Raw genomic sequence first — 18,939 nt, 5'->3', positions numbered from 1 at the left:
GGGTGGACCGCGGTCGCAGCCGCCGCCCGCGTCAGCCCGCCGTGCGGCGCCCCTTCGCGAAGTACGCCAGCGGCCCGACCCAGTTGACGAGGATCGCCAGCCCCCACGCGAGCTTGGTCCCGTTCACCTCGGCCGCAGGGCGGCGTGCGAGGTCGCGGTACGCCGCCGCGGTGAGCGTGACCTGGGCGAGGCCGGCGACGACGGCGCCGACCCGGCGGGACGCGGGGAGGTCCGACCAGCGGGTGTGGGAACGGCTCATGCACCCACGCTAGGCCGGGGCCGGTCGCGGCGGGAGGGTCCGACGGCCCCTGTCGTCGGGCGTTTGCCCCTGCCCCTGGGGCAGCCCCTAGCGTCGCGGCCATGACGACGAGGACGACCGGTGACCTGGCCCGCGCCGCGGCGGTGTCGGAGAAGGCGGTGCGGTTGTACGCGGACCGCGGCCTGCTGCACGCCGACCGGGACCCGGGCAGCGGTGCGCGGGTGTTCGCCGAGGACCAGGTGGAGGTGGTGCGCCGGATCGCGCTGCTGCGCGGGCTCGGGGTGCCGCTCGCCGACGTGGCGGCCGTGCTGGGGGCGGTCGACCCGGTGGCCGTGTTCGACGCGCTGTGGAGCGAGCGGCGCCGGGCCGGGGCCCGGGAGGCGGGCGCCGCGGAGTACGCGCGCTCCGTGCTGGCAGGTGCGCCCCGGGAGCTGCCGGCCGCGGTGTCGTACCGCGACGTGCCGGAGCGCCTGCTGCTCACCCTGGCCGCCTCCGCCACGCTCTCCGAGATGGCGGAGGTGCTGCCCGCCGCCACCGGGAGGCTGTTCGCGCACCTGACCGAGGCCGACGTCCCGCTCGCGGGCCCGGTGCACGTGCGGATCCGCTCCCGGGCCACGGAGACGTTCCCCGCGGACCTGGTGGTCTGCGTGCCCGTGCCGGCACCCCTGCGGCCGCCCGCCGGCACGGCGCTCGAGGTCGACCCCGCCCACCGCGAGGCCGTCGTGGGCCTCGACCAGCGGCAGGCGGACGACCAGCAGCTGCTCGTCGCGGTGCACGACCACCTGTCGACCGGGGCGGCCGGGGGGCCGACGCCGTGGGGGGACAACAGGGAGGTCTACCTGCCGGCGTGGGGGACGGGCGCCCCCGGCGTCGTGCTGGAGGTCGTCGTGCCCGTGGCCGCACCCGCCTGAGGCGGGCCACCGCGCCCCCGGGGAGGTCGTCTCCGCCGCGTGGCACGATGCCGGGATGGTGACCTCGCCCGCGCCGGACGCCGTCGGACGGACGCCGTCGGACGCCGTCGGGCAGCGGCCGGGCCGTGGCGACGTCGTGGCCGCGGCGGTCACCGGCGCCGCGGCGGTCGCGGGTCTGCTGGCGCTGCCGCTGCTCGCGCGCCTCGACACCGACCCCGTCGCGGACGCCGGCGTCCCGGCGGACGTGACCGTGGGGTCGGCCGGCTGGTGGCTGGTGCTGCTCGCGCTCGCCGGGCAGGCGGTCGCGCTGGCGTGGGTGCGGTCCCGGCCGCGCGCGGTCCTGCTCGGGGTGTCGGCCGCCGCGGTGGTGGCGGCGCTCGCGGCCGGTGCCGGGGCCGGCGGGCTGACGAGCCTGGCCGTGCTGGTGGCGGTGTACCGGGCGGGCGTCGCTGCGCCGTTCACGCGGCTGCGCGGGGTGCTGCCCGTCGTGCTCGTGCTGCTCGCCGCCGACGGGGCGCTCCGGGGCACCGGCCTCACGAGCAGCGTCCCCCTGCTGCTGGCGGCGGCCCTCGGGCAGGCCGTGCTCCTGGTGGCGCTGCCGCTCGGGACCGCGCTGGTCGTGGCGTCCCGGCGTGCCGTCCGCGAGGCGCAGGCCGGCGAGCTGCGCGCCCTGGCCCGGGAGCGCGACGCCCTGGTGCGGACGGCGGTCGCCACCGAGCGGACGGCGATGGCCCGCGAGCTGCACGACATCGCGGCGCACCACCTGTCGGGTATCGCGCTCATGGCCTCGGCGATCGACCGGCAGATCGACACCGACCCCGACGCGGCGCACCAGGGGGTGCGGGCGGTCCGGGACCAGAGCCGGGTGGTGCTGCAGGACCTGCGTCGGCTGGTGGGCCTGCTGCGGGCCGACGACGCCGCGGAGACCGAGGCGGCGTCCCTGGCGGCCGTCCCGGGGCTGGTCGCGGCAGCCGGCGCGGTGGCCGGGACGCCGGCGACGGTCGAGGTGCTGCGCCCGGACGGTGCCGACGGGGAGCTCGGCCAGGGCGTGGGTCCGCTCGGGCAGCTCACGGCGTACCGGATGGTCCAGGAGGCGTTGGCGAACGCCCGCTCCCACGCGCCCGGCGCGCCCTGCCGCGTCACGGTCGACGACCGTGGGGCCGACGCCGTGGTGGTGACGGTCCGTAACGACCCGCCCGATGCGGTGCCGGCGCCGGCCGAGCGGGACGACCGCGGGCACGGGCTGCGGGGGATGCGGGAGCGGGCGGACCTGGTGGGGGCGACGCTGCGGCACGGTCCGACGCCCGACGGCGGGTGGGAGGTGCGGCTGACGCTGCCCCGTGAGCGGCCGCCCGGCGCGGGACCTGCCGCCGCGCCGGCCGCCGACGGGCCACCGCCCCCACCCGCCGCGGGGCCGCCGCCGTCCCGCGCCGCCTCCTCGTCGCCCGAACCCGCCCCGCCGACCCCCGGAGCCGCCCCGTGACCCGCGTCCTCGTCGCCGACGACCAGCCCCTCGTCCGCGCCGGCCTGACCGCCCTGATCGACGCCGAGCCGGACCTCGAGGTGGTGGGGGCGGCCGCCGACGGCGACGAGGCCCTGGAGCTGGCCCGCAGCACCACCCCGGACGTGGTGTGCCTGGACGTGCGGATGCCGGGCCGCGACGGCATCTCCGTCGCGCGGGAGCTGTGCGGCCCGGACGCCGAGCACCCCGTGCCGGTGCTCGTGCTGACCACGTTCGACCTCGACGAGTACGTCTTCGGGGCGCTCGAGGCCGGGGCGTCGGGGTTCCTGCTCAAGGACGCCGAGCCGGAGACGATCGTGCACGCCGTGCGCCAGGTCGCGGCGGGGCTCGGGACGCTCGACCAGGCGCTGACGCACCGCGTGCTGCGGGAGTTCGCCGGGCGCCGGCGGCTGCAGCCGGTGACGGTGGAGCGCGGGGCGGACGTGCTGACGGCGCGGGAGCGGGAGATCCTCCAGCTGCTGGCGCAGGGCATGTCGAACGAGGAGATCGCCGCGACGCTCGTCGTGGAGGTGTCGACGGTGAAGTCGCACCTGGCGCGGATGATGCCGAAGCTCGGTGTGCGCTCGCGGCTGCAGGCCGTCGTGTGGGCGTACCAGAACCGCGTCGTGGCGGTGCCGGGCCCGCCGTAGGTCCGTCCCGGGGGGCACGGCTTGCGTCGGAAGATGCACGCCGTCGAGTTGCGTCGTCGGCGTCTGGAGGGCCCGGGCCCCGGTTCCTAGCGTGGTGAGCGAGAACGAGGACCCCCTCGCGCCGACCCCCGGAGGACACCGTGACGCTCCCCGCACCCACCACCGAGCAGCCCGCCGCGGGCACCGAACCGGCCGTCCGGCTGGTGCAGGTGCGCCGCTCCTACCCCAGCGGCCGCGGCACCGTCGAGGCGCTCGCGGGCGTCTCCCTGGCGCTGCCGCCCGGCTCCGCGACCGCGATCATGGGTCCGTCGGGATCCGGCAAGTCCACGCTGCTGAACTGCGCGGCGGGCCTGGACCGTCCGACCAGCGGGCAGGTGCTGATCGGCGGCGACGACCTGACCGCGCTGTCCCCGGACGCCGTGACGCGGTTGCGCCGGGAGCGCATCGGGTTCGTCTTCCAGTCGTACAACCTCGTCGGGCACCTCACGGTCGCGGAGAACGTCGCGCTGCCGCTGCAGCTCGGCGGGCGCGCGCCGGACCCGCACCTGCGCCGCTACCTCATGGCGGCCGTGGGGCTGGAGGGCATGGAGGACCGCCTCCCGGGCGAGCTGTCCGGCGGCCAGGCGCAGCGCGTGGCGATCGCCCGGGCGCTCATCACGCGGCCGGCGGTGGTCTTCGCCGACGAGCCCACCGGGGCGCTCGACTCGCACACGGGCGCCCAGGTGCTCGACGTGCTGCGCACCACGGCGGCCACCCTGCACCAGACCCTCGTCCTGGTGACGCACGACGCCCGCGTCGCGGCCACGGCGGACCGGGTGCTGTTCCTCGCGGACGGCCTGGTGGTCGGCCACCTGGACGCGCCGACCGTCGAGCAGGTCACCGACCGCATGCTCGGGCTGGGGCGGTGAGCGGCATGTGGTCGTCCGCCCTGTCCGCCGTGCGGGTCCACCGCGCGAGCCTCGCCGGCAGCGCCCTCGTGGTCCTGCTCGCCTCCGCCCTGCTGACCGCGACCGGCGCGTGGGTCGAGGCGGGCGCGCGGCTGTCCGCGGCCTCCGCCGCCCGGTCCGACCCGTCGGCGGCGATGCTGCTGGCGGTGGCCTCGTCGTTCGCGGGCACCGCCGTGCTCATCGCCCTGCTGGTGGTCGCGTCGACGTTCGCGGGCGCGCTGCGGCCGCGGTCCCGGGAGTTCGCGCTGCTGCGCGCGGTCGGCGCGACGACCGCCCAGGTCCGGTCGTCGATCTCCGCCGAGGTGCTGCTGGTGTTCGCGGTCGCGGCGCCGCTCGGCACCGTGCCGGGTCTGCTGCTCGCGCCGCGGCTGACCGGGGTGCTGCGCGCCGGGGGCGTGGTGCCCGACGGGTTCACGATGACGCTGTCGCCGTGGCCGGTGCTGGCGACCCTCCTCCTGCTGGTGCCGACCGCGCTGATCGCGGCGCGGGTCGCCGCCCGGGAGAGCGCGCGGCTCAGCCCGGCGACCGCGCTGCAGCGCTCGGCCGTGGAGCGGTCCGGGCTGTCGCGGGGCCGCCGGCTGACGGCACTCGCCCTCGCGGGGGTGGGGCTGGCCGCCGCCGGCGTGCCGTTCGTGCTGCCCGGGCTGATGGGCAGCGCGGCGGCGACCACGTCCGCGTTCCTGCTCATCACGGCCGCCGCGCTCGCGGGCCCGCTGCTGGTGGGCTGGGCGGCCCGCCGCGGGCTCGCGCTCGGGCGACGCGGTGCCGTGACCACGCTGGCGCTGGCGAACGCCCGCGGGTTCTCGCGGCGCCTCACCGGGGCGATCGTGCCGCTGGCGCTGCTGCTCGCGCTCGGCACCGTCCAGTCCGGCGTCAACGTGGGGGTGGTCGAGGCCGCGGAGGGGCAGGTGCGGGAGGGCGTGACGGCGGACCTCGTGGTGCCCGACCGGCCGGACGGGTCCGATGCCACCGCCCGCGTCGCCGCCCGCGTCGCCGCCCTCCCGGGCGTGGCCGCCGCCGCGCCGACGACGCTCGTCCCCGCGCAGGTCATGGTGGACGAGCCCGACGAGGACCTGCCGTTCCTGGACGCGCTGGGCTGGGAGCCGACCACCCTGCGCACCGTCCCGGCGGGGGACGGCCTGCTCGACCCGGACGTCCGGGCGGGCGACCTGGCCGGCCTGGCGGACGACGGCACGATCACCCTGAGCCGCGAGGCGGCCGTCGGCGGCGCCCGGGTGGGCGAGCAGGTGCTGGTCCGGATCGGCGGGCAGGAGCGGCAGCTCACGGTGGTCGCGCTGTACGACCGGGGCCTCGGGCTCGGCGACTACCTGGTGGGCGAGCGGGTCGCCGCGGACGCCGCGGCGGCCGGTGTCGAGCCGGCCGGCGGGGCGGTGCTGGTGCGCCTCACCGCGCCGGACGCGGCGCCGGCGGTGCGCGCCGCGCTGGGGGCCGCCGGCCTCGAGGTCACGGACGCCTCCGGTTACGCGGCCCAGGTGCGCGACGCCGCCGCGGGGGAGCAGGGCCTGTCCACCTGGCTGCTGCTCGCGCTGCTGGCGTTCGTCGCGGTCGCGGCGGCCAACACCCTCGTGCTGCTGGTGCGGTCGCGGGCGCCCGAGCTGGCGCTGCTGCGGCGCACGGGCGCCACCCGCCGGCAGCTGCTGGCCATGGTGACCGTGGAGTCGGGGCTCACGACGCTGACGGCCCTCGCGGTCGGGGTGGCGTGCGTGCTGCCGGCGCTGGTGGGCGTCGGGCAGGGGCTGCTCGGGAGCCCGCTGCCGGTCCTGGACGTGGGCGTGCTCGCCGGCCTGGCCGCTGCCGTGGTGGTGATCGGGGTGGTGGTGCCGGTCGCGGCGGCCGTGCGCGGGGTGCGCGGCGCGGCCCCCGCGGTGCTGGCATGAGGCCCGGAGTCCCGCACCCGTGACCTGGCGCCCGGCCGGCGACGCGCACCGCGTCCCGGCCGGGCGTCGTCGTCAGCTGCCGGGCTGCAGCGCCTGGACGGTCAGCAGCGTCACGTCCGGGCTCGCGCAGGCCTCGAGGTCAGCGTCCGGGACGTAAAGCGACTCCGTGGACCCGGGCGGGTAGACGCGGAACCCGTCGGGCTGCACGGGCGAGCACGACTCGGCGGGGTAGTTCTGCGCGACGGAGACGGTCAGGGGCGCGTGCGCGGTGCCGCCGGGGTCCAGCGTGACGGTGTCGTGGGCGCTCGACCGGTCGAGCGTCGCCGACGCCCCGACCTGCTCCCCGTCGCCGCCTCCGACGAACGACACGCCCGGCCAGCCCTGGAGCCAGCAGGCGTCGCCGCCGGTGTTCGTCAGGACGAGGTCGACGTGCCGGCTGCCGGCGGCGGCGTCCTGCGCGGTGACGGTGAGGGCGAGGTCCCCGGTGGCGCAGCGCGCGAGCTCGAGCCCGTCGCCCGCGCCCTCGTCGCCGGACGAGCCGCCGGGCCCCTCCCCGGACGTCCCGCCGTCGACGCCCGCGTCCCCGGTGGCTCCTGCGCCGGGCGTGGTGGCGTCGTCGCCGGGCGCGGGCGTGCTCGGCGCGGTGGTGGTCGTGGTGGCCGGTCCGGTGGGCCCGGCCGTGTCGTCGGAGGGCCCGCAGCCGGCGAGCACGGTGACGAGCCCGGCGGCGAGCCCGGCGGTCAGGGCGGTGCGGCGGACATGTGGCTGTATCACACAGCCATCCTGCGCCCGTCCGCGCGGGCGCGCAGGTCGGGAGGTCAGCGCCGCGGCGCGGTCGTGCCGCGCACCACCAGGGAGGTGGGCAGCCGCTCGTGCACGGCCCGCCCGCGCACGCCGGACCCCGCCGCACCGGCGGCCGTGCCGTCCGCCGCAGGACCGGCGGGCAGCGCGGCGAGCAGCAGCCGCACCGCGGTGGACCCGAGCTGCTGGATCTCCTGCCGGACCGTCGTGAGCGGCGGTGTGGTGGAGGCCGACTCCGGGATGTCGTCGAACCCGACCACCGACAGCTGGTCCGGCACCCGGACGCCCAACCGGGCGGCGGCGTCGAGGATGCCCATCGCGGAGACGTCGTTGGCGGCGAACACGGCCGTGGGCGGGTCGGGGAGGGCGAGCATCGCGGCGGTCGCCTCGTAGGCGGCGCCGCGCCGGTACTCCGCGACGTGCATGAGGTCGGCGTCGGGCGTCACTCCGGCGTCCATGAGGGCCTGGACGTAGCCGGCCTCGCGCAGCGCGGACGACTCCAGGTCGCGGCGGCCGCCGAGGAACCCGATCCGCCGGTGCCCGAGCCCGAGCAGGTGACGCACGGCGAGCATGGCGCCCTCGAGGTTGTCGGAGTCGACCGTCGGCATCGCGCCCGGGCCCGCGTGCGGGTCGACGGCGACCACCGGCACCGGCGCGTCCGGGTCGACCACCGTCGGTGTCACGAGGATGGCGCCGTCGATCAGCGTGCCGCTCAGCCGCGAGAGGTAGCGCCGCTCCCAGCCGGCCCGCCCGGCGCCCCCGCCGGTGTAGGCGAGCAGCGCGTAGTCGGTGTCGGCGAGCGCCGCGCCGACACCCTTGAGGATCTCGGTGGAGAACGGCTCGAACTCCGCGACGAGCACCCCGAGGGCGAACGTGCGGTGCGACCGCATGCCGCGCGCGACGAGGCTCGACTCGTACCCGAGGCGGTCGACGACCGCCTGGACGTGGGTCGCCGTCGCGAGCGCGATCCCGTCCCTCCCGTTGATCACCTTGGAGACGGTCGCCACCGAGACCCCGGCCTCGTGGGCGACGTCCGTGATCGTCACCCGGCGTGCCATGGCCGACATCCTACGGTTGCTAAAACGTTATCGACAACGGTTGACACGGTGGTTTGCCGCCTGCGAGAGTCCCTCGTGCAGTCCGGTCAGCGATGACGAGGGAGGCCCGACGTGAGCACTGGCGCACCAGTCGGCGTCGGCGAGGCCGAAGGGAAGCAGCCGGTGGGCTGAGGCCTGGCGGCACATCGGGTCCGACCCACCGGGGAGGACCTCCGGTCAACTCAACGAAGAGGACAGATCTCATGAAGGCACGCAAGACACTCGCGGTCGCGGCCGCGGTGGTCGTGGGAGCCATGGGCCTGGCCGCCTGTGGCGGTGGTGACGACTCCGGGTCGAACGGCGGGAGCAGTGACGGGAAGGTCGAGCTGACCTTCTGGCACAACTCCACGACGGGCGACGGCAAGGCGTACTGGGAGGACACGGTCGCCGCGTTCGAGGAGGCCAACCCGAACGTCACGATCACGATCCAGTCCATCCAGAACGAGGACATGGACGGCAAGCTCCAGACCGCCCTGAACTCCGGCGACGCGCCGGACATCTTCATGGCGCGCGGCGGCGGCAAGCTCGCCGACGTGGTCGAGGCGGGCCAGGCCATGGACCTCACCGACAAGCTCACCGACGAGACCAAGTCGGCGCTCGGCGAGGCGTCGCTGTCGGCGTTCTCGATCGACGGCAAGGTGTACGGCGTCCCGACGGCCGTGCTGCCCGGTGGCCTGTACTACAGCAAGGACCTGTTCGAGCAGGCCGGCATCACCGAGACGCCGACCACGATGGACGAGCTGAACGACGCCGTCGACAAGCTCAAGGCCGCCGGCATCCAGCCGATCGCGCTGGGCGCCAAGGACGCGTGGCCCGCCGCCCACTGGTACTACTTCTTCGCGCTGCGTGAGTGCTCCGCGGACACGATGGCCCAGGCCGCCGCCGACATGAGCTTCGACGACGAGTGCTGGACCAAGGCCGGTCAGGACCTGCAGGACTTCGCGGGCACCGAGCCGTTCAACAACGGCTTCCTCACCACCTCCGCGCAGCAGGGCGCCGGCTCGTCGGCCGGTCTCGTCGCCAACCACCAGGCCGCCATGGAGCTCATGGGCGCCTGGGACCCGGGCGTCATCGCCTCGCTGACCCCGGACCAGAAGCCGCTGGCCGACCTCGGCTGGTTCCCGTTCCCGGCGGTCGACGGCGGCGAGGGTGACCCCTCCGCCATGATGGGCGGCGTCGACGGCTTCAGCTGCTACGTGGACGCCCCTGCCGAGTGCGCGGACTTCCTCAACTTCGCCGCTCAGAAGGAGTACCAGGAGAACTACGCCACGGCGTTCGTGACCCTGCCGGCGAGCAAGGACGCGCAGGGCGTCGTCACCGACCCCGCCCTGAAGGACGTGCTCACGGCCTACAACGACGCGGCCTACGTGTCGGTGTGGCTCGACACCCTGTTCGGCCAGAACGTCGGCAACGCGCTGAACACCAGCGTCGTCGACATGCTGGCGGGCAACGGCAGCCCGGACGCGATCGTCGAGACGGTCAACGCCGCGGCGGCCAAGGAGTAGCTGGATCATGAGCGACTCGCAGGGCGTGGGCCCGCTGGTCACGACGTCGCCCGAGGGTCGCTCGGGTGTCGGGGACGGTGCCGTCGCGGCGCCGTCCCCGGCCCCCCGGCCGCGGCGCCGGAAGAGGGGGAGCTGGCGTCAACGGCTCGAGGTGACCCTCCTGACCGGCCCCGCCATCCTGATCTTCCTGGCGTTCGTGATCTTCCCGGTCGTCATGGCCGCCTACTACGGGTTCTTCAAGTGGAAGGGCTACGGCCCCCCGACCGACTTCGTCGGGCTGCAGAACTACCTCACGATCTTCCAGGACCCGACCTTCATCGACGCCCTGCGGCACAACGGCTTCATCGTCGTCATGTCGCTCGTCATGCAGGGTCCCGCAGCCGTCATCCTGGCGCTGCTGCTCAACCGCAAGATCCGCGGGCGGTCGCTGATCCGCGTGCTGATCTTCGTCCCGTACGTGATCTCCGAGGTCATCGTCGGCACCGGCTGGAGCCTCATGCTCCAGACCAGCGGCGCCGTGAACGACCTGCTCGGCAAGATCGGCCTCTCGGGCTGGGCGGTCGACTGGCTGTCCGACCCGAAGATCGCCATCTGGTCGCTGATGATCATCATCACCTGGAAGTACATCGGCTTCGCGGTGATCCTGTTCCTCGCCGGTCTGCAGTCGATCCCCGAGGAGCTCCACGAGGCCGCCGCCATCGACGGCGCGTCCTACTGGCAGGCGCAGCGCAGCATCACGCTCCCGCTGCTCGGCCCGACCATCCGGATCTGGGCGTTCCTGTCGATCATCGGCTCGCTGCAGCTGTTCGACCTCGTCTACATCATCTGGGGCCAGTACGTGTCCGCCACGGCGGGGACGTCGACGATGGCCACGTACATGGTGCTCAACGGCCGGAACGCCGGGAACTACGGCTTCGGCAACGCGGTCGCGGTCGTCCTGTTCCTCATCTCGCTGGTCATCGCGCTGACCTACCAGCGCTTCGTGCTCCGGCGTGACACCGAGGGCGCGCTCACGGAGAGGAAGAAGTGATGGCCGCCACCGCCGTGCAGGCGCCGCCCGTCGCCGCTCCCGGCCCCGCCCCGCGGCGCCGCGGGAAGTCGCTGGACCGCGTCAACCCGATGGTCTACGTCGTCGCGTGGGCCCTGGTCGGGGTGTGCATCGCCCCGGTGCTCTACATCATCCTGGGTGGCCTGCGGACGAACTCCCAGATCACGCAGGACCCGTCGGGCTTCCCCTCGACGTGGGAGTTCGGCAACTACGTCGACGTGCTGAGCAGCTCGCTGTTCTGGCAGCAGGCCGGCAACTCCGCGATCACCGCGATCGTGACCACCATCGGCGTCGTCGTGCTCGGGGTGATGGCCAGCTTCGTCCTCGCCCGGTACGACTTCCTCGGGCGCGGTGCGATGTACTCGCTGTTCGCCGCGGGCCTCATGTTCCCGATGACGGTGGCCATCACGCCGCTGTACATCATGATCAAGAGCCTCGGCCTCATGAACAGCCTGGCCGGCATCATCCTGCCGCAGATCGCCTTCGCGCTGCCGACGACGATCATCATCCTGGTGCCGTTCCTGCGGGCGATCCCGAAGGAGCTCGAGGAGGCCGCCGCCATCGACGGCGCGAGCCGACTCGGGTTCTTCTTCCGGATGGTGGTCCCGCTGTCCGTGCCGGGCGTCGTCACCGTCGGCATCCTCGCGTTCATCGCGAGCTGGAACAGCTACATGCTGCCGCTGTTCATCCTGAACGACGAGTCCATGTACACCCTGCCGCTGGGTGTGCAGTCGTTCGCCTCGCAGTACTCCGTCGACACCGCCCGGGTGCTGGCGTTCACGTCGCTGTCGATGATCCCCGCGCTGATCTTCTTCTCGCTGTTCGAGCGGCGGATCGTCGGCGGGCTCACCGGCGCCGTCAAGGGCTGAGGCCACCGGCGCCCCGGCGGCTGCACGGCTGCCGGGGCGCCGGGCCCGCCCCCCTCGCACGTCCTTCTCTCTAGGAGCACCTCCGCGTGTCCGACCACATCGCCGACCGCCCCGCAGGACGCGTGGCCCCGTCGTTCCCCGCCCTGCCCGCCTGGCCCGTCGTCTCGGACCGCGTACGCGACCTGCACGCCCGGATGACGCTGGAGGAGAAGCTCGCCCAGCTCGTCGGCTACTGGCTCGACCAGAACGGCACCGTCGCGCCGATGCAGTCCGAGATGGCCGCCGGCCAGAAGGACTCCGGGGAGCTCCCCGAGATCACCCGGCACGGCCTGGGTCACTACACCCGCGTCTACGGCACCCGCCCGGTGGAGCCGGCCGAGCGCGCCGCCTGGCTGTGGGCCGAGCAGCGCCGCCTCAAGCGCGAGACGCGGCTCGGCATCCCCGCGCTGGTCCACGAGGAGTGCCTCACCGGGCTCGCCGCCTGGAAGGCCGCCACCTACCCGACGCCGCTCGCCTGGGGTGCGTCGTTCGACCCGGACCTGGTGCAGGAGGCCGCCCGCGCGATCGGTGACTCGATGCGCGAGCTCGGCATCCACCAGGGCCTCGCGCCCGTGCTCGACGTCGTCGGCGACCCGCGCTGGGGCCGCGTCGACGAGTGCATCGGCGAGGACCCGTACCTGGTGGGCACCGTCGGCACCGCGTACGTCCGCGGCCTCCAGGAGGCCGGCGTCCACGCGACGCTCAAGCACTTCGTGGGCTACTCCGCCTCCACGGCGGGGCGGAACCACGCGCCGGTCGAGGCCGGCCCCCGCGAGATCGCGGACGTCTACCTGCCGCCGTTCGAGATGGCGGTCCGCGACGGCGGCGCGCGCTCGGTGATGAACGCCTACGTCGACATCGACGGCGTCCCGCTCGCGGCGAGCTCCGAGTACCTGACGCAGGTGCTGCGCGAGGAGTGGGGCTTCGACGGCGTCGTGGTCGCCGACTACTTCGCCGTGGCGTTCCTCGAGGTGATGCACCGGATCGCGGCCGACCGCGGTGAGGCGGCCGCGCTGGCGCTCGAGGCCGGCATCGACATCGAGCTGCCCACCGGCGACGCGTACCTCGAGCTCGCGGACCGGATCCGCGCCGGCGAGGTGGACGAGGCGGTCGTGGACCGCGCGGTGCTGCGTGCGCTCGCCCAGAAGGAGGAGCTCGGGCTGCTCGACCCCGACGCGTTCGAGGACGAGCCCCCGGCCGACATCGACCTGGACTCCCCGCGGCAGCGGGCGCTGGCCCGGCGGCTCGCGGAGGAGTCCGTGGTCCTGCTGAGCAACGACGGCGTGCTGCCGCTGGCCCGGCCGGCGCGTGTCGCCGTCGTCGGCCCGAACGCCGACCGGGCCGAGGCGCTCATGGGCTGCTACTCGTTCGCGAACCACGTGCTCGCGCACCACCCGGGGCTGCCGGTCGGGTTCGAGATCCGCAGCGTCCAGGACGCGCTGCTGGCCGCGCTGCCGGAGGGCACCTCCGTGGTGACCGCCGAGGGCTGCACCGTCGAGGGCGACGACCGGTCCGGCTTCGCGGAGGCGGTCGCCGCTGTCGCGGACGCCGACGTGGCCGTGGTCGTCGTCGGCGACCAGGCGGGCCTGTTCGGGCGCGGCACGGTCGGCGAGGGCAACGACGTCGAGTCGCTCGAGCTGCCCGGCGTGCAGCGGGCCCTGGTCGCCGACCTGGTCGCCACCGGCACGCCCGTCGTCATGGTGCTGCTCACCGGACGCCCGTACGCGATCGGCTGGGCCCTCGACGGCACCGGCCCGCGACCCGCCGCGGTCGTGCAGGCGTTCTTCCCGGGCGAGGGCGGTGGCGACGCGATCGCCGACGTGCTGACCGGTGCCGTGAACCCGTCCGGCCGGCTGCCGGTCTCGCTGCCGCGCGCGGCCGGTGCCCAGCCGTACCGCTACCTGCACCCGGTGCTCGGCGGGCCCTCCGACGTCACGTCGACCGACCCGACCCCGGTGCGGCCGTTCGGCTTCGGCCTCGCGTACACGACCTTCGCGTACTCGGACCTGGCCGTGGACGCCACGGTGGACTCGGCCGGGTCGTTCGAGGCCGCGGTCACGGTGACGAACACCGGGGACGTCGCGGGCACGGAGACCGTCCAGCTCTACGGGCGCGACGTGCACGCCTCGCTGGTCCGACCCGTCGTGCAGCTGCTCGGCTACGGCCGGGTGGACCTGGAGCCCGGCGAGTCCCGCCGGATCACGTTCCGCGTCCCGACCACGCGTCTGGCGTTCACCGACCGCCGGCTGGTGCGGGTGGTCGAGCCCGGCGACGTCGAGGTGTGGGTCGCGTCGCACGCCCACGCGTCCGCGCACGACGCGCTCGGTGACACCACGGGCGGGGCGATCAGCAACAGCCGCGGCCGCGAGGAGCGCGCGCTGCCCGGCACCGCGACGCCGCGGCGCACCGTCGTGGTCACCGGCGGGGTCCACGAGGTGACGGGCGCCGACCAGCGCGTGGTCGAGGTCAAGGTCACCGCGCCGTGACCACCGTCCCCAACCCGCTGCTGCCCGGCTGCTACCCGGACCCGTCGGTCTGCCGGGTCGGGGACGACTACTACCTCGTCACGTCGACCTTCGAGTACCTCCCGGGTCTGCCGGTGTTCCACAGCCGCGACCTCGCGAGCTGGGAGCAGATCGGGCACGTCGTCGACCGCCCCGGGCAGCTCGACTACACCGGTCTGGCGTCCTCGTCCGGCCTGTACGCCCCGACGATCCGGCACCACGACGGCCGGTTCTGGGTCATCTGCACGCTCGTGGACCAGGCGGCCGCCGGCCGGGAGCCCGGCCGCGGCAACTTCCTCGTGACCGCCGCCGACCCGGCCGGGCCGTGGTCCGACCCGGTGTGGCTGGACGAGGACGGCATCGACCCGTCGATCCTGTTCGACGACGACGGCCGCGTCTGGGTGCACGGCACCCGCCTGGCGCGGGAGCCCGAGTGGCACGACCAGACCGAGGTCTGGGTGCGCGAGCTCGACACGGAGACGCTGCGCCTGACCGGCCCGGAGCACGTCGTGTGGTCCGGGGCCGTGCGCGGTGCCGTCTGGGCCGAGGGGCCGCACCTGTACCGGGTGGGCGACCGCTACTACCTGCTCGCGGCGGAGGGCGGCACCGAGTTCCACCACGCCGTCAGCGTCGCGCGCGCCGACCACGTGACCGGCCCGTACACCGGGAACCGGGGCAACCCGGTCCTCACGCACCGGCACCTGGGGCGCGGCACGGACGTCGTCGGCGTCGGGCACGCGGACCTGCTGGAGGCGACCGACGGGACGTGGTGGGCGGTCGCGCTCGCGATGCGGACCTACGGCGGCTACCACTACCCGCTCGGGCGGGAGACGTTCCTGGTGCCCGTGACGTGGGAGGACGGCTGGCCGGTGTTCGCGCCGGGGCTGGGCCGCGTCCCGGACCACGTCGAGGTGGCGGGTGCCGGCGCGTGGCACCCCGGCGCCGTCCAGGCCGCCGCCCCCGGACCCGTCCCGGCCGGTGACCTGCGGTGGACCGCGGTGCGCGCCCTGCCGTCCGAGGTCGCCACCGCCGACGGCGACGCGTGGGTCCTGCCCGTGCGCCCGGCGGGGCTGGGCGACGTGGAGGTGCCGGCGTTCCTGGGTCTGCGCCAGCAGCGCACCGACCTCGACCTGCGCGTGACGCTCGAGGCGGACCTGGCCGAGGGCGAGGAGGCCGGCCTCGCGGCGCGGCAGTCCGAGCGGCACCACGTCCGGCTGTCGGTCGGCGCCGCGCAGCCGGACGGCTCGCGGCGGGCCGTGCTCGTGCACCGTGCGGGTGAGGACGAGACGGAGCTGGGCGCCGCGACCCTCACCGGCCCGGCGGACGCGCCCGTCACGCTGCTGCTGCGCGCCCGGGGCACGGACTACGCGCTGCACGCGGGTCTCGGCGACGCCGAGCCCGTGCTCGTCGGGCACGCCGACGCCCGGTGGCTCGACTCGGTCACCACCGGCGGGTTCCTCGGCGTGTGGCTCGGGGTGCACGCGACGAGCGCCGGCCGGCCGACGACGTCGGTGGTGCGGGTCCGCGAGGTGCTGCTCGACCACCCGCGGTAGCAGCCGCCGCACGACGGCAGAGGCGCGGCGTCCCGGTCGGGGCGCCGCGCCTCGTGTCTCAGCCCAGTGTCGCCCGGACGAACTCGACGGCCTCCAGGTCCTCCTGCGGCCCCCCGGACTCGTGCCCGTTGTAGCGCCAGACCCGCAGGTCCTTCGGGCCCCGCCACTCGCGGTGCGCCGCCACGACGGTCGACGGCGGCACCACGGGGTCCATCAGGCCCACCGAGAACCGCGCGGGGGCGGTGCCCCGGCGGGCCATCGCGACGCCGTCCACGTAGGACAGCGTGCGCAGCACCTGCTCGGCGGCGTCCCGGTGGATCGCGAGGTACTCGACGACCTCCGAGAACGGCTTGGCGTCGGTGATGCCGATCGCCCGCGCGATGTCGCACAGGAACGGCACGTTCGCGACGACCGCGCCCACGCCGTCCGCCAGCGCGCCCGCCGCGAGCGCCATCGCGCCGCCCTGGCTGCCGCCCACCACCGCGACCCGGTCGGGATCGACGCCCGGAAGGGCGCGGGCGGCGTCCACGGCGAGCACCGCGTCGGTGAACAGCCGGCGGTAGTAGTACGTGGCCGGGTCCTCGATGCCGCGCGTCATCACGCCCGGCACCTGCGGGCCCGTGCCCCAGGGGTCCGGCGTCGCGCCGCGGCTCCAGCCGGCGCCCTGCCCGCGGGTGTCGACGTACAGGTGCGCGAAGCCCGCGGAGGCCCACAGCAGGTTCTCGGTGACCTCGCCGCGGCCGCCGCCGTAGCCGACGTACTGCACGACCACCGGCAGCGGGCCGTCCACCCCGGCGGGGCGGCGGTACCACGCCCGCACCGGGTCGCCCGCGAAGCCCGGGAACGTGACGTCGTGCAGCTCGACCGTCGTCAGCGGCGTCGCCACCGGCTCCACCGTCGTCGCGGCGCCGCGCCCGCGGCTCTCGGCGAGCGTGCCCGCCCAGAACACGTCGAAGTCCTCCGGGTCCACCAGCGTGGACACGTGCTCCCACAGCTGCGGCTCGGCCAGGTCCAGGTACACGGCACTCCCGTCATCGGCGACGTCACGGACGGGAGAACGATATCGGTGCGCGGGTGACGGTCCAGGTCAGACACCCGGGGCGAGCCCGCCGACCGGCCGGGACGGCACGCCGCGCCCCGCCCACACGGCACGGCCGCCACCGTCGAGCACCGGCGTGAGGACGACGCCGAGGGGGCCGGCGGTCGGCCACGGACGCCGCGTGAGGTCGACGACGTGCTGCTGCACGAGCTCCGCGACCTGCACGCACAGCTCCTCCTCGTCGCCCGCGTCGAGAGCCGTGAGGTTCTCCGCCAGGCGGAGCACGCGGACGGGCCCGTCCTGGTCGGCCGGGATCCACGCGCGCCACGCCGGGTCCGCCGCGAGGGTCCCGTCGTCGAGCACCACCACCTCGAGCCGCGGCGGGTCGACGGCGGCCGTGACGAGATCGGCGCGCACGCGCGCGACGGCCGTGCGGTGGTCCACGTCGGGCTCCTCTCCCACCCGGTGCGCCCGGGTGCGTCGTCCGTCTCCCACTCTGGCCCGTCCCCGCGGCCTGCGCGGGGGCGGACGCGCCCGCCCCCGCGACCGGGGTGCGCGGCAGGCGTCGTCGCCGGCGCCCGCGCCTACGCTGGCCGGGTGACCGCGCTGCACGACCGGACCGCCCTCGACCTGCGTGACGGCCTGCGCGCCGGCGACCTCGACCCGGTGGCGGTCGTCGACCACTTCCTGGCGCGGGCCGCGGCGAGCGACCTGGGAGCGTTCGCGACGATCACCCCGGACGCCGCGCGGGCGCGCGCGTCGGCGCTCGCGGCGGACGGGCCGGCGGCGGGTGCGGTGCTGTGGGGCCTGCCGCTGGCGGACAAGGACCTGGGGGACCGCGCGGGGGTGCCGACGGGGTTCGGGTCCCGGGCGTGGGCCGGTGAGCACCGGTACGTCCCCGAGGTGAGCGGTGACGTCGCCCAGGTGCTGGACGCCGCCGGCGCGGTGTCGATCGGGAAGACCGCGGCGCCCGAGCTCGGGTTCCCGGCCACCACCGAGCCGCTGACCGGGCCGCCCGCCCGGAACCCGTGGGACCCCGGGCGCAGCGCCGGCGGGTCCAGCGGCGGCGCTGCGGTGGCGGTCGCGGCGGGCCTGCTGCCCGTGGCGCCCGGCTCGGACGGCGGCGGGTCGATCCGGATCCCCGCGGCGGCGTGCGGGCTGGTGGGGCTCAAGCCGACGCGGGGCCTGCTGCCGGCGGGCGGCGGGGTGGAGTCGCTGGGCGGGCTGGTGGTGCACGGGCCGATCGCCCGGACCACGGCGGACGCGGCGCTGCTGCTGGAGGGCCTGCTGCCGCGGGACGCCGACGGGACGGTGCCGCACCCGCGCACGCTGCGGACCGCTGCGGGCCCGGCCGGGTCGTACCTCGCGGCGGCGGTGGACGGCGCGACGCCGGACGGGCGGTCGACGTTCCGGGTGGGCGTCAGCACGTTCAGCGCGTGGCAGGACGCGTACGACGTGGCGCCGGGACCCGAGGCGCTGGCCGCGCTGCACGACGCCGTCACGGCGCTGGGCGGGCTCGGGCACGACGTCGAGGACACCGGACGCTGGGACCCCGACCCGCGCTACGCGCCCGCGTTCCGCGCGCTGTGGATGGCCGGCGCGTCCGCGGTGCCGCTCGACGACCCGGAGCGGCTCGCGCTGCTGGAGCCCCTGAGCCGCTGGCTGGTGGAGCAGGGCCGGGCGCTGCCGGCGCGGGCGCTCGCGCAGGCGCTGACGGACCTCGCGCGGTTCGAGCGCACGATGGTGGCGCGCGTCGAGCGCTACGACGCGGTGCTGCTGCCGGCGATGGCGATGACCCCGCGGCCGCTCGGCTGGTACGACGCAGAGGACCCGGAGCGGAGCTTCGCGCAGCAGTGCGCGTACACGCCGTACACCTCGATGCTCAACGTGGCGGGGCTCCCCGCGGTCACCGTCCCGGTGCGGTGGACCGAGCCCGACGCCGCGGCGCCTGCGGGACTGCCGATGGGCGTGCAGCTCGCGGGCCGCCCCGGGAGCGAGCACGTGCTGCTGGCGCTCGCGGCGCAGCTCGAGGAGCGGCTGCGCTGGCCGGACCGCCGCCCGCCCGCCTGGTGACCGGTCAGCTCGCGCGGCGCCGGGTGCGGTCCGGCAGCGACGTCCGTGCGCGGTAGACGGCCGTCATGCGGTCGAACTCGTCGCGGGTCAGGCCCATCGCCTCGATCATCTCGACCTCGAGCCGCTGGTGCTCGACCCGCTCCGCCGCGGTGCGGGGCGGCCGCGCGGCGAAGTAGCGCGCGCTGACCTCGGTCAGGCGGTCGTGGTCGATCGGCCGGCTGCTCATGCGGAGCACCGTACGACCG

The 18,939-nt window shown here is 75.8% G+C and carries 17 protein-coding genes; 11 read left to right on the top strand and 6 right to left on the bottom strand.

All coding sequences use genetic code 11. The features are described from left to right. Positions 1-31 precede the first annotated feature (31 nt). Positions 32-259: a PLD nuclease N-terminal domain-containing protein gene (locus K5O09_RS18230; protein ID WP_222170851.1), complete on the bottom strand. Its 228-nt coding sequence runs from the start codon at positions 257-259 to the stop codon at positions 32-34. A 101-nt stretch (positions 260-360) separates the two neighbouring features. On the opposite strand from K5O09_RS18230, the gene K5O09_RS18225 reads away from it, so the two are divergent. From K5O09_RS18225 to K5O09_RS18205, 5 genes are all read left to right on the top strand, one after another. Continuing rightward, positions 361-1,170: a MerR family transcriptional regulator gene (locus tag K5O09_RS18225; protein WP_222170850.1), complete on the top strand. Its 810-nt coding sequence runs from the start codon at positions 361-363 to the stop codon at positions 1,168-1,170. 55 nt (positions 1,171-1,225) lie between these two features. Continuing rightward, positions 1,226-2,653, top strand: a complete 1,428-nt coding sequence (locus tag K5O09_RS18220) for a sensor histidine kinase (protein WP_222170849.1) — start codon at positions 1,226-1,228, stop codon at positions 2,651-2,653. Then, on the top strand, positions 2,650-3,321 hold the full coding sequence (locus K5O09_RS18215) for a response regulator transcription factor (protein WP_222170848.1): 672 nt from the start codon (positions 2,650-2,652) through the stop codon (positions 3,319-3,321). The genes K5O09_RS18220 and K5O09_RS18215 overlap by 4 nt, the downstream gene beginning before the upstream one ends. 140 nt (positions 3,322-3,461) lie before the next feature. Then, the gene (locus K5O09_RS18210; protein WP_222170847.1) at positions 3,462-4,229 is read left to right on the top strand and encodes an ABC transporter ATP-binding protein; all 768 of its coding nucleotides are present in this window, start codon (positions 3,462-3,464) and stop codon (positions 4,227-4,229) included. Positions 4,230-4,234: 5 nt separating this feature from the next. After that, on the top strand, positions 4,235-6,166 hold the full coding sequence (locus tag K5O09_RS18205) for an ABC transporter permease (protein ID WP_255596424.1): 1,932 nt from the start codon (positions 4,235-4,237) through the stop codon (positions 6,164-6,166). Positions 6,167-6,238: 72 nt separating this feature from the next. On the opposite strand, the gene K5O09_RS18200 is transcribed toward K5O09_RS18205, so the two are convergent. Both K5O09_RS18200 and K5O09_RS18195 read right to left on the bottom strand, forming a co-directional pair. Continuing rightward, a complete protein-coding gene (locus tag K5O09_RS18200) occupies positions 6,239-6,940 on the bottom strand; it encodes a DUF4232 domain-containing protein (RefSeq protein WP_255595875.1) in 702 nt (233 codons plus the stop codon). A 44-nt stretch (positions 6,941-6,984) separates the two neighbouring features. After that, positions 6,985-8,025: a LacI family DNA-binding transcriptional regulator gene (locus K5O09_RS18195; RefSeq protein WP_222170845.1), complete on the bottom strand. Its 1,041-nt coding sequence runs from the start codon at positions 8,023-8,025 to the stop codon at positions 6,985-6,987. A gap of 242 nt (positions 8,026-8,267) precedes the next feature. Between K5O09_RS18195 and K5O09_RS18190 the strand changes: the two genes are divergently transcribed. The 5 genes from K5O09_RS18190 to K5O09_RS18170 all read left to right on the top strand — a co-directional run bounded on the left by K5O09_RS18190 (position 8,268) and on the right by K5O09_RS18170 (position 15,582). Further along, positions 8,268-9,569 carry an extracellular solute-binding protein gene (locus K5O09_RS18190; protein WP_222170844.1) on the top strand — a complete coding sequence of 434 codons (1,302 nt, stop codon included), beginning with the start codon at positions 8,268-8,270 and terminating at the stop codon, positions 9,567-9,569. A gap of 7 nt (positions 9,570-9,576) precedes the next feature. Continuing rightward, on the top strand, positions 9,577-10,599 hold the full coding sequence (locus K5O09_RS18185) for a carbohydrate ABC transporter permease (RefSeq protein ID WP_222170843.1): 1,023 nt from the start codon (positions 9,577-9,579) through the stop codon (positions 10,597-10,599). Continuing rightward, positions 10,599-11,486: a carbohydrate ABC transporter permease gene (locus K5O09_RS18180; RefSeq protein ID WP_222170842.1), complete on the top strand. Its 888-nt coding sequence runs from the start codon at positions 10,599-10,601 to the stop codon at positions 11,484-11,486. Before K5O09_RS18185 ends, K5O09_RS18180 begins: the two co-directional genes overlap by 1 nt. A gap of 86 nt (positions 11,487-11,572) precedes the next feature. Next, the gene (locus K5O09_RS18175) at positions 11,573-14,011 is read left to right on the top strand and encodes a glycoside hydrolase family 3 N-terminal domain-containing protein (RefSeq protein WP_370635497.1); all 2,439 of its coding nucleotides are present in this window, start codon (positions 11,573-11,575) and stop codon (positions 14,009-14,011) included. Continuing rightward, on the top strand, positions 14,008-15,582 hold the full coding sequence (locus K5O09_RS18170; RefSeq protein ID WP_222170841.1) for a glycoside hydrolase family 43 protein: 1,575 nt from the start codon (positions 14,008-14,010) through the stop codon (positions 15,580-15,582). The genes K5O09_RS18175 and K5O09_RS18170 overlap by 4 nt, the downstream gene beginning before the upstream one ends. 58 nt (positions 15,583-15,640) lie before the next feature. Here K5O09_RS18170 and K5O09_RS18165 read toward each other — a convergent pair whose 3' ends face one another. Both K5O09_RS18165 and K5O09_RS18160 read right to left on the bottom strand, forming a co-directional pair. Beyond that, positions 15,641-16,603, bottom strand: a complete 963-nt coding sequence (locus K5O09_RS18165; protein ID WP_222170840.1) for an acetylxylan esterase — start codon at positions 16,601-16,603, stop codon at positions 15,641-15,643. A 66-nt stretch (positions 16,604-16,669) separates the two neighbouring features. After that, the gene (locus K5O09_RS18160) at positions 16,670-17,065 is read right to left on the bottom strand and encodes a hypothetical protein (protein ID WP_222170839.1); all 396 of its coding nucleotides are present in this window, start codon (positions 17,063-17,065) and stop codon (positions 16,670-16,672) included. A gap of 153 nt (positions 17,066-17,218) precedes the next feature. Between K5O09_RS18160 and K5O09_RS18155 the strand changes: the two genes are divergently transcribed. After that, positions 17,219-18,694: an amidase gene (locus tag K5O09_RS18155; RefSeq protein WP_222170838.1), complete on the top strand. Its 1,476-nt coding sequence runs from the start codon at positions 17,219-17,221 to the stop codon at positions 18,692-18,694. A 4-nt stretch (positions 18,695-18,698) separates the two neighbouring features. Here K5O09_RS18155 and K5O09_RS18150 read toward each other — a convergent pair whose 3' ends face one another. Then, entirely contained in the window at positions 18,699-18,920 is a 222-nt protein-coding gene (locus K5O09_RS18150) for a hypothetical protein (RefSeq protein WP_222170837.1), read from the bottom strand. Positions 18,921-18,939 lie beyond the last annotated feature (19 nt).

The sequence above is a fragment of the Cellulomonas sp. C5510 genome, from assembly GCF_019797765.1.
Taxonomy (GTDB): Bacteria; Actinomycetota; Actinomycetes; order Actinomycetales; family Cellulomonadaceae; genus Cellulomonas.
The sequence above is the reverse complement of the archived record's forward strand: the minus strand, read 5'-3'. Positions and strand labels throughout refer to the sequence as shown.

What these genes read in the sequence shown, in the direction of transcription:
- K5O09_RS18225 (WP_222170850.1), top strand. Translation starts at nt 361, where the DNA reads ATGACGACGAGGACGACCGGTGACCTGGCCCGCGCCGCGGCGGTGTCG.
- K5O09_RS18150 (WP_222170837.1), bottom strand. Translation starts at nt 18,920, where the DNA reads ATGAGCAGCCGGCCGATCGACCACGACCGCCTGACCGAGGTCAGCGCG.
- K5O09_RS18185 (WP_222170843.1), top strand. Translation starts at nt 9,577, where the DNA reads ATGAGCGACTCGCAGGGCGTGGGCCCGCTGGTCACGACGTCGCCCGAG.
- K5O09_RS18205 (WP_255596424.1), top strand. Translation starts at nt 4,235, where the DNA reads ATGTGGTCGTCCGCCCTGTCCGCCGTGCGGGTCCACCGCGCGAGCCTC.
- K5O09_RS18230 (WP_222170851.1), bottom strand. Translation starts at nt 259, where the DNA reads ATGAGCCGTTCCCACACCCGCTGGTCGGACCTCCCCGCGTCCCGCCGG.
- K5O09_RS18180 (WP_222170842.1), top strand. Translation starts at nt 10,599, where the DNA reads ATGGCCGCCACCGCCGTGCAGGCGCCGCCCGTCGCCGCTCCCGGCCCC.
- K5O09_RS18220 (WP_222170849.1), top strand. Translation starts at nt 1,226, where the DNA reads ATGGTGACCTCGCCCGCGCCGGACGCCGTCGGACGGACGCCGTCGGAC.
- K5O09_RS18195 (WP_222170845.1), bottom strand. Translation starts at nt 8,025, where the DNA reads ATGGCACGCCGGGTGACGATCACGGACGTCGCCCACGAGGCCGGGGTC.
- K5O09_RS18190 (WP_222170844.1), top strand. Translation starts at nt 8,268, where the DNA reads ATGAAGGCACGCAAGACACTCGCGGTCGCGGCCGCGGTGGTCGTGGGA.